We start from the raw sequence: 9,412 nt of genomic DNA, 5'->3' as shown, positions 1-9,412 counted from the left end.
CCAACCCAATGCTCACACCTTAAGGCTGTAAGTATGTTTTTAAAGAACTGGTTGCGGGGACAGGATTTGAACCTGTGACCTTCGGGTTATGAGCCCGACGAGCTGCCAGACTGCTCCACCCCGCGACTGGAGAAGCGAGACTATACAGTCCACCCTTATGGTCGTCAACACACAATGCCAAAAGATTTTTACTGGCGCGGTGCTTCTTTTAGGATCAGCCCTACTGAACATCTCTGGACGGTTCCCATGTATTTCAATCTAGCACGTCTGCCGCGCATCGAATTCGGATCAGGCGTTTTCAACTCACTGCCCCCGAAAATCGCCGGCTTCGGCACACGCGCATTGATCGTGACAGGGGCCCATTCCTTCACGGAAAACCCCCGTTGGCCTGAGCTCACTACCGCGCTCGAGGATCGCTGCATCGCTTGGGAGCTTGTGCACGTGGCGGGCGAGCCCTCCCCCCAACTGGTGGATGAGGTCGTGAGCCAACACCTGGGCAAAGGCATTGATTGCGTCGTCGGCATCGGCGGCGGTAGCGCCCTGGATGCCGCCAAGGCCATCGCCGGCCTGCTGAAGCCAGGCAATTCGGTGATGGACCACCTGGAAGGCGTGGGGCCCGAACTGCCTTACCATGGCCCTGGCACACCCTTCATTGCCGTGCCCACCACCGCTGGCACAGGTTCGGAAGCCACCAAGAACGCGGTGCTCTCCATCCATGGCGAGCAAGGCTTCAAGAAATCCTTCCGCGACGAAAGACTCATGGCGGAATGGGCCATCATCGACCCTGACCTGCTGGACGCCTGCCCACCACGGGTACTGGCAGCCAACGGCATGGACGCCTTCACCCAATTGCTGGAGTCCTACGTTTCAAGCAAGGCCAATCCGTTTATGGACATCCTGGCCGTATCCGGCATGGAACGGGCCCGGGACGCACTGTTGGCCTGGTATGAAGGCGAGGGCGATGAGGCCGAACACCGGGCCAACATGGCCTATGCTGCCCTGCTCTCAGGCATTACCCTGGCCCACGTGGGCCTGGGCTCGGTGCATGGCCTGGCCTCGCCTTTGGGGGCCTTCTTTCCGATTCCCCATGGCGTGGTGTGCGGCACCCTGGTGGCGGAAGCCACCCGCGTCAACATCGATGTACTGAAGCAGCGAGACCCGGGCAATCCTGGCCTGAAAAAATATGCGCTTGCCGGGTGTTTGCTGGCCCGGGAAAACCTTCCCGATGAAGAGGCACGGACCACCCTGGTGAACACACTGGGAGACTGGACCCGGCGCCTGAACCTTCCTCGCCTGGGCGCCTACGGAATCAGGGAAGCGGACATTCCCCGCATCGTGGTCAACAGCCGGGGCTCCAGCATGAAAACCAATCCCATCGTCCTGGCCGACGAGGAGATTGCTGGCATCCTGCGCGCCCGGCTTTAGTCGTCGTCGCAGCCGCCCACAACGCGTCGCACGACCTCCGCTGGAAATCCCCGTCCTGCCAGGAAACGCATTTGTTTGGCCCGTTCGGCCGCATCCCTGGGAGGCTGGCTGAACTTCTTGCCCCATACTTCCCGGGCGGCCACCAGGTCCTGCTCCCGCGCCCCAGCCACCACCTGGCCGATGACTGCCTCGGGCACACCTTTCTCTCGCAGGTCCGCCTTCAGGCGCAGGCTGCCATGTCGGCCAGCGCGGGAATGGGCCAGGGACTCGGCGTACCGGGCATTGGAGAGCAGGTTTTCTTGCTCCAGCTCATCCAACACAACAGCGACTTCGTCCGGGTCGCCGTGGGGTGCCAGCTTGCGCGCCAACTCAGCCCGGCTGTGTTCGCGCCGGGCCAGAAGGTTCAGTGCCCTGTCTCGGAGCTTCAAGCCTCGGCCGGCGCCTGCACGGCGGACTTCACGCCCAGCTTCTCGCGGATCTGTGCCTCGATCTCGGCGGCGATCTCCGGGTGCTCCTTCAGATATTCCCGGGCGTTGTCCTTGCCCTGGCCGATCTTCTCGCCCTGGTAGGCGTACCAGGCACCTGACTTGTCGACGAGCTTGTGGGCCACGCCCAGCTCGATGATCTCGCCCTGGCGGGAGATGCCCTCGCCATAGAGGATGTCGAAGATGGCTTCCTTGAACGGAGGAGCCACCTTGTTCTTCACAACCTTAACCCGGGTCTCGTTGCCGATGACCTCGTCGCCCTTCTTGATGCCGCCGATACGGCGGATGTCCAGGCGCACGGAGGCGTAGAACTTGAGGGCGTTGCCACCGGTGGTGGTTTCCGGGTTACCAAACATGACGCCGATCTTCATGCGGATCTGGTTGATGAAGATCACCAGGGTGTTGGTGCGCTTGATGGTGGCGGTGAGCTTGCGCAGGGCCTGGCTCATGAGGCGGGCCTGGAGGCCCACGTGGGAGTCTCCCATCTCGCCCTCGATTTCCGCCTTGGGCGTCAGGGCTGCCACGGAGTCGATGACGATCACGTCAACGCCGCCGGAACGCACCAGCATGTCTGCGATCTCCAGGGCCTGTTCGCCCGTGTCAGGCTGGGAGATGAGCAACTCTGCCACGTTCACCCCCAGCTTCTGGGCATACTGGGGGTCCAGGGCATGTTCCGCGTCGATGAAGGCCGCCGTGCCGCCGATCTTCTGCATCTCGGCGATGACCTGCAGGGTAAGGGTGGTCTTGCCGGACGACTCCGGGCCGTATATCTCCACCACCCGGCCCCGGGGCAAACCGCCCACGCCCAGGGCAACGTCCAGGCCCAGGGAGCCGGTGGACACCACTTGGATATCCTCGGCCACGCTGCCGTCGCTCATCTTCATGATGGAGCCCTTGCCGAACTGCTTTTCGATCTGGGCCAGGGCCGCCGCGAGGGCTTTGGCCTTGTTGTCGTCCATGTCTGTTCCTCCTGAAAACGGGGCTGATTATGGCACGAGCCTAAATAACCAAATCCCGCATATGTCTAAGGGCATAGGCCACCGACCGGGCCCGGATAGCCCGGCGGTCGCCCTCGAATTGCACCTGCTCCATCACGGCCTCCTGCCCGGTCACGACCCAGGCGAAGCACACCGTTCCCACGGGTTTTTCCGGTGAGCCGCCCGAGGGACCGGCGATGCCGGTGATGGCGAAGGCGGCCTGGGCCCGACTATGGCGCAACACTCCCTCGGCCATGGCCCGAGCGACCTCCAGGCTAACCGCCCCATGGCTCACCAGATGAGCCTCCGGTACCCCCAACAGTTCCATCTTGGCCGCATTGCTGTAAGTGACGAATCCCCGCTCGAACCAGGCGGAACAGCCGGCGATGGCCGTGCATGCCTGGGCCGCCCAGCCGCCGGTGCAGGACTCGGCGCAGGCCAGCATCCAGTTCTTGGCCAGCAAGACCTCGCCCAGACCCGCCGCCAGTCTTTCCAATTCGTCCTGGTTCACATCCATGCCTGCAACCCCAGGAGACAGAGAATGCTGTAGACCGCCGCCAGCACGTCGTCCAGCATCACTCCCAGCCCCCCCTTCACCCGGGCATCCAGCCAGCCGATGGGGAAAGGTTTCCAGATGTCGAACAGGCGAAACAGGGCAAAGGCGAGGACGTAACCAAACCAGGAAAGCGGCGCGAAGGGCAGCACCAGCAGGAAGGCCGCCACCTCGTCCCAGACGATGCCACCGTGGTCATGGACCCCCAGGGCCCGGCCGGTCACCCCGCAGGCCCAGATGCCCACCGCGAGGAACAGCGCTACCCAACCCCAGAAAAAAGGAGACTCCAGCAACAGCCAGAAAAGGGGAAAGGCCACCAGGGTCCCCACGGTACCTGGCGCCTTGGGGGACAGCCCTGCGCCGAAGCCCAGGGCCAGGAAATGGGCCGGGTGGGCCAGCAGGAAGGGACGATCGAGGGGGCGGTCAGGCGAAGTGGTCATAGCCGCGGACCTCCGAAGATATGGCCTGTCCCTCCGGCCCCAGCAGGTGCAAGCCCGGTGCCTGGACGATACGCCCCACCCAGGTCACCCGCACCCCCGCCGCCTCGCCCGCCGCCACCACTTCCGAGGCCCGTTCCGGCGGCGCCGTGAAACACAGCTCGTAGTCGTCGCCACCAGCCAGCAGGCAATGCTGGGCCACCGCCTCGTTCAGACGGGCGGACACTGCCGGATGGGCAGGCAGTTGCTCGAACATGATTTCGGCCCCCACCATCGAACGATCCAGGATATGCCCCAGGTCTGCCATAACACCATCGGAGACGTCGATGGCCGCGCCAGCCACCCCCACCAAGGCACGCCCCAGTGCCACCCGGGGTTCCGGGGCCTGGAGCCTGCACAGACAGGCATTGGCTTCATCCTCCGGCAGGGCAAGCTGGCCCAGCGCGTGGCGCAGGCCCAGGGCCGCGCCCCCCAGGTCACCGGAGACCCAGACATCATCTCCCGGTCTGGCCCCATCCCGGCGCAGGGCCCGGCCAGGGGGTACCTCGCCCAGGATGGTGATGCACAGGTTAAGAGGTCCGCACGTGGTGTCGCCGCCCACCAGGTCCACCTCAAACCGGTCGGCCATGTCCAGGAAACCCTGGCTGAAGGACGAAAGCCAGGCCTCGTCCGCTTCCGGCAGGGCCAGGGCCAGGGTGGCCCAGCGGGGCCTGGCGCCCATGGCCGCCAGATCTGAAAGATTCACCGCCAGGGCCTTGTGGCCCAGCAGATAGGGATCGGCGTCTGGCAGGAAGTGGCGGCCCGCCACCAGCATGTCGGTGGAAACGGCCAGTTCCATGCCGGGAGAAAGTCGCATCAGCGCCGCATCATCTCCCACCCCCAGCGTCGCGCCAGGTGCAGGGCGGGTGAAGAAGCGGGCAATGAGTTCGAATTCGGAAGGCATGACCCGCGAAGGCTTACCCCCGCCCCGCCGCCTCTACTTCCACCTGGCGTGTCACCTTGGCCAGCTTGTCCAGCACGCCGTTGACGAACTTGTGGCCATCGGTGCCGCCGTATTTCTTGGTCAGGTTGACCGCCTCGTTGATGGCCACCTTGTAGGGCACGTTGAGGGTGTGTCTGAGCTCGTAGGCACCGATCAGCAGGGCGCCGTGTTCGATGGGGGAAAGCTCCTCCAGGGCCCGGTCCAGATGAGGCTCCAGGGCCATGTCCAGGGCACCCACTTCCTTTAGCACGCCTTCAAGCAACTCACGGAAAAAGCCCATGTTGGCCTCGGCGCTGAGACACACGCCGTCGTCCTCTTCCGCCTCCATGTGCACCAGGAGGGCGGCCAGGTCGCTGCGGGCCACCTGCCACTCATACAGGGCGCGCAACACCAGCTCGCGGGATATCTGGCGGCTGCCGCGCCCGGATTTTGACTGCTTTACGGACATGATCGCTTTCAGATGGCCTTCAGCAGGTTGGCCATCTCGATGGCGCACTGGGCCGCTTCCTTGCCCTTGTCGGACACGCGTTCCATGGCCTGGTGGTCTGTGTTGGTGGTGAGCACGCCGTTGGCAATGGGAATGCCAGTATCCAGGTTTACCCGGGTGATACCGCTGGCCATCTCGTTGGAAACCACCTCGAAGTGGTAGGTCTCGCCACGGATTACCGCGCCCAGGGCCACCAGGGCATCATACTTGCCGGACTCGGCCATCCTCTTCATCACCAGGGGGATTTCCAGGGCGCCCGCCACGGTGGCGATGTGGATGTCGGAGGCAGCAACGCCATGCTTCAGCAGGGCCGCGGTGCAGGCGGACAACAGCCCTTCCACCACGTCGATGTTGAAGCGGCTCATCACAACGCCTACCCGCAGGCCGGCGCCATCCAGGCTGGGTTCGAATTCGAAAATCTTGTCGTAGCGTGCCATGTCGCTTCCCTTTCCTTAACTTCTCAGTTGCCTTGTTCCAGGTATCCGGTGACTTCCAGACCGAAGCCGGTCATGGAAGGCATGCGGCGCGGGTGCGCCATGAGCTTCATTTTCCCCACCCCCAGGTCCCGCAGGATCTGGGCGCCGATACCGTAGTTGCGCAGGTCGAACTTGGAGGAGGCCTGGGGCTGGGGCGTGAGCCGCTGCATCAGATCGGTCCCGCTTTCCGGGCGGTGCAACAGCACCATGATGCCCCGCTCGGCGGCAGCCAGGGTGCGCATGGCCCCGTCCATGCTCCAGGAATGGCCCGTGCCGGCATCCAGGAAATCCAGCACGGAAACGGGCTCATGCACCCGCACCAAGGTCTCGGCCTGGGCACTGATCTCACCCTTCACCAGGGCCAGGTGGGTCTCGTCGACCGTCTCGTCATGGTAGGCCACCAGCAGGAAGGGGCCGTAGGCGGTCTGCACGGTCTTGTCCGCCACCCGCTTCACCAGGGCCTCGTTCTCGCTGCGGTACTGGATCAGGTCGGCGATGGCGCCGATCTTCAGGCCGTGCTCCCCGCCGAATTCGATCAGGTCCGGCAGGCGGGCCATGGTGCCGTCTTCCTTGAGAATCTCGCAGATCACGGAGGCAGGCACCAGGCCTGCCATGGCCGCCAGGTCGCAGCCAGCCTCCGTGTGGCCGGCCCGCTTCAGCACGCCGCCGGGCTGGGCCCGCAGGGGGAAGATGTGGCCGGGCTGGATGATGTCCGTGGGTTTGGCTTCCCGCTTCACGGCGGCCAGGATGGTCACCGCCCGGTCGGCGGCGGAGATGCCCGTGGTCACGCCCTCGGCGGCCTCGATGGAGACGGTGAAGGCGGTGCCGTGGGGGGTCTGGTTGTCGCTCACCATCTGCTTCAGGCCCAACTGGCGGCAACGCTCGTCGGTCAGGGTCAGGCAGATGAGGCCGCGGCCGTACTTGGCCATGAAGTTGATGGCTTCCGGAGTGGCGAACTCGGCGGCCATGACCAGGTCGCCTTCATTTTCCCGGTCCTCCTCGTCCACGAGGATGACCATGCGGCCGGCCTTCAGCTCGGCCACGATTTCAGTGATGGGGGCGAGGGACATGCCAGTTCAGTCCTTGTCGGTATGGTTGATGTAATGCAGCAGGCGCTCTGCGTAGCGGGCCAGCATGTCCGCCTCCAGGTTCACCCTGTCGCCGGGCTTGACGGCATGCAGCATGGTGTTTTCCAAGGTGTGGGGAATCAGGTTGATGGTGAAGTCGGTGCCGTCATGGCCGTTGATCACCCGGTTCACGGTAAGGGAGACGCCGTTCACGGCGATGGAGCCCTTGGGCGCCAGGTAGCGGGCCAGCTTGGCGGGGGCGCGGATTTCCAGCAGCCAGGAGTCGCCCACCTGTTCAAAACGCTTTACCTCTCCCACGCCATCCACGTGGCCCGACACCAGGTGGCCGCCCAGACGGTCCGACAGGCGCATGGCCTTCTCCAGGTCCAGCTTGTCGCCGGGGGCGAAGCCGATGGTGCAGGAAAAGGACTCACCGGACACCACCACGTCGAAGCTCTCCGGCGTCTTGTCCACCACCGTCAGGCACACGCCATTGCAGGCGATGGAGTCACCCAGATGTACGTCGCCCATGTCCAGCCCGCCGGCAGCGATGGTAACCCGGGCGTCGCCCCCCTGGGATTCCTGCAAATGGGTGACGTGGCCGACGGCCTGGATGATGCCTGTAAACATGATGGGTGACGCCTCGGTTATTTAAGAGCTGGTGGCCGCAGCAAGACTGTTACGCGCGGCCGAACCGCAGGGAAAGGGGCCATTTTATGATTTTAGGCTTGGCAAGGGAAACACCAGAGCCACGCCAGGCGCCGGCCAGGCGATCCCGCAACGCGGGCAGGGGATCCCTCCCCGTCGCCCGGCGACAGGCCTTCACCGCGGACCAGGTGGCGAAATAGCCCATGAGCTGGTCCAGGTTCCAGGCTGCCCCCATGGTGAAGGCCGGCACGTACGCTTCCCGGTAGGGAAAATCCAGGACCCGGTAGCCCGCCTCCACGTGACGGCGCTCCGGCGGCCAGTAGGGGCCCAACTGGCGGCAGTAGAAGTCCTCGATGGACTCATCCAGGACGGGTTCGACCCGCAGGCGTTCGTAGCACCAGATAGCCAGCGCACCCCCCGGCTTAAGCACCCGCTTCACCTCGGCATGGAAGGCAGGCAGGTCGAACCAGTGGACCGCCTGAGCCACGCTGACCAGGTCCACGCTGGCCGCCGGCAATCCCGACGACTCCGCCGGGGCCACCCGATAGATCACCCTCCCATGGGGCCGGGCCTGGGCGATCTGGTCGGCACTGGCATCCGTGGCAGCCACGTTCTGGAAATGCGAGGCCAGTCCCAGGGCCGCCTGGCCGGATCCCGTGGCGCAGTCCCAGGCCTGCCCTCGGTTTTGGACCTGGGCAGCCAGCCAGGCGAACAGTTCGGGTGGATAGGCAGGTCGGTAAGCGGCGTAGTCCGAGGAATTGCAGGAAAAATGATCCTTGAAGGCAGGCTCGACCACGGTGCTCATTCGGGCCGCAGTCTCAGGCGTAAATCCTGCCCCACCATGCGGGCATCCATCAGGCGGAAGTTCCGCCGGGCAACCATGTCAGTAAGGGCCGGCAGGTCGAACAGGCCCCGGGCCTGGTGGCCCATGACCGTAGCAGCCTGGTACGCCACCCACTCATCCACCAGCCCGGCCTGCAACAGGGCGCCATTAAGAGTTGCCCCGGCTTCCACATGAAGCTCATTGAAGCCCCGGGCCCCCAGTTCCTGCATCAGCGCCCCAAGGTGCACGCGACCCTCCGGTCCGGGCAATTCCAGGATATGCGCCCCCGCAGACAACAATGCGTCCCGCCGGCCCGCTTCGGCCTGGGCGCACACCAGCACCGTTTCGCCATCCCGCAGGATGTTGGCGTCGATGGGAGTTCGCAACCGGCTATCCACCACCACCCGCAGGGGCTGGCGCCCAGTGTCCAGCTCACGCACGTTCATCCGCGGATTGTCCGCCAGCACGGTACCCACGCCAGTAAGCACGGCGCAGGCACGGGCCCGCAGGCGGTGGACGTCGGCCCGGGCAGCGGAGCCCGTGATCCACTTGGATTCGCCGTTCAGCAGGGCCGACTTGCCATCCAGGCTGGAAGCCGTCTTAAGGCGTAGCCAGGGCCGGCCCCGGGTCATGCGGCTGATGAAACCGATGTTGAGTTCCCGCGCCTCCGTTTCCATCAGACCCACTTCCGCACGGACCCCCGCCAGGGTCAGGAGCTCGATGCCCCGGCCGGAGACCTGGGGATTGGGGTCCCGCATGCAGGCCACCACCCGGGCCACGCCGGAGTCGATGAGGGCGTTGGCGCAGGGAGGGGTACGGCCGTGATGGGAACAGGGCTCCAGGGTGACGTAGGCGGTGGCGCCCCGAGCCAGGTCACCAGCCGCCCGCAGGGCATGAACCTCGGCATGGGGCTCGCCGGCCCGCTCGTGCCAGCCCTCCCCCACCACCCGGCCGTCCTTCACCAGGACACAGCCCACCCGGGGGTTGGGGGTGGTGGTAAACAGACCCCGCTCCGCCAGGCGCAGGGCCCGGGCCATGCAGGCGTGGTCTTC

Annotated in this window: 12 protein-coding genes and 1 tRNA gene; 1 reads left to right on the top strand and 12 read right to left on the bottom strand. The window is 65.1% G+C overall.

Annotated elements, in window-relative coordinates; translation table 11 throughout:
* Positions 1-48: 48 nt before the first annotated feature.
* Positions 49-125 (bottom strand) — tRNA-Met (locus H6935_12940).
* Positions 126-246: 121 nt separating this feature from the next.
* Between H6935_12940 and H6935_12935 the strand changes: the two genes are divergently transcribed.
* Positions 247-1,425, top strand: a complete 1,179-nt coding sequence (locus H6935_12935; protein ID MCP5279253.1) for an iron-containing alcohol dehydrogenase — start codon at positions 247-249, stop codon at positions 1,423-1,425.
* Here the strand turns inward: H6935_12935 and recX are convergent.
* The 11 genes from recX to ribD are packed head-to-tail and all read right to left on the bottom strand — an operon-like array spanning position 1,422 to position 9,397.
* Entirely contained in the window at positions 1,422-1,853 is a 432-nt protein-coding gene (gene recX / locus H6935_12930) for a recombination regulator RecX (protein MCP5279252.1), read from the bottom strand. The genes H6935_12935 and recX overlap by 4 nt on opposite strands.
* Positions 1,850-2,869, bottom strand: coding sequence for a recombinase RecA (gene recA, locus H6935_12925; protein ID MCP5279251.1), 1,020 nt, complete (start codon positions 2,867-2,869; stop codon positions 1,850-1,852). Before recA ends, recX begins: the two co-directional genes overlap by 4 nt.
* 40 nt (positions 2,870-2,909) lie before the next feature.
* The gene (locus tag H6935_12920; protein ID MCP5279250.1) at positions 2,910-3,404 is read right to left on the bottom strand and encodes a CinA family protein; all 495 of its coding nucleotides are present in this window, start codon (positions 3,402-3,404) and stop codon (positions 2,910-2,912) included.
* On the bottom strand, positions 3,395-3,880 hold the full coding sequence (locus H6935_12915) for a phosphatidylglycerophosphatase A (GenBank protein MCP5279249.1): 486 nt from the start codon (positions 3,878-3,880) through the stop codon (positions 3,395-3,397). Before H6935_12915 ends, H6935_12920 begins: the two co-directional genes overlap by 10 nt.
* On the bottom strand, positions 3,864-4,820 hold the full coding sequence (gene thiL, locus H6935_12910) for a thiamine-phosphate kinase (protein ID MCP5279248.1): 957 nt from the start codon (positions 4,818-4,820) through the stop codon (positions 3,864-3,866). Before thiL ends, H6935_12915 begins: the two co-directional genes overlap by 17 nt.
* A 13-nt stretch (positions 4,821-4,833) precedes the next feature.
* On the bottom strand, positions 4,834-5,307 hold the full coding sequence (gene nusB, locus H6935_12905) for a transcription antitermination factor NusB (protein MCP5279247.1): 474 nt from the start codon (positions 5,305-5,307) through the stop codon (positions 4,834-4,836).
* An 8-nt stretch (positions 5,308-5,315) separates the two neighbouring features.
* Positions 5,316-5,783: a 6,7-dimethyl-8-ribityllumazine synthase gene (locus H6935_12900; protein ID MCP5279246.1), complete on the bottom strand. Its 468-nt coding sequence runs from the start codon at positions 5,781-5,783 to the stop codon at positions 5,316-5,318.
* 23 nt (positions 5,784-5,806) lie between these two features.
* Positions 5,807-6,892: a 3,4-dihydroxy-2-butanone-4-phosphate synthase gene (gene ribB / locus H6935_12895; protein ID MCP5279245.1), complete on the bottom strand. Its 1,086-nt coding sequence runs from the start codon at positions 6,890-6,892 to the stop codon at positions 5,807-5,809.
* 6 nt (positions 6,893-6,898) lie between these two features.
* On the bottom strand, positions 6,899-7,519 hold the full coding sequence (locus tag H6935_12890; GenBank protein ID MCP5279244.1) for a riboflavin synthase: 621 nt from the start codon (positions 7,517-7,519) through the stop codon (positions 6,899-6,901).
* A gap of 49 nt (positions 7,520-7,568) precedes the next feature.
* Positions 7,569-8,342 carry a class I SAM-dependent methyltransferase gene (locus tag H6935_12885; GenBank protein MCP5279243.1) on the bottom strand — a complete coding sequence of 258 codons (774 nt, stop codon included), beginning with the start codon at positions 8,340-8,342 and terminating at the stop codon, positions 7,569-7,571.
* Positions 8,339-9,397 (bottom strand): bifunctional diaminohydroxyphosphoribosylaminopyrimidine deaminase/5-amino-6-(5-phosphoribosylamino)uracil reductase RibD, encoded by a 1,059-nt coding sequence (ribD, locus tag H6935_12880; GenBank protein ID MCP5279242.1) that lies wholly within the window; start codon positions 9,395-9,397, stop codon positions 8,339-8,341. The genes H6935_12885 and ribD overlap by 4 nt, the downstream gene beginning before the upstream one ends.
* Positions 9,398-9,412 lie beyond the last annotated feature (15 nt).

Source organism: Thiobacillus sp. (assembly GCA_024235835.1).
In the GTDB taxonomy this organism is placed as follows: domain Bacteria; phylum Pseudomonadota; class Gammaproteobacteria; order Burkholderiales; family Thiobacillaceae; genus PFJX01.
The sequence above is the reverse complement of the archived record's forward strand: the minus strand, read 5'-3'. Positions and strand labels throughout refer to the sequence as shown.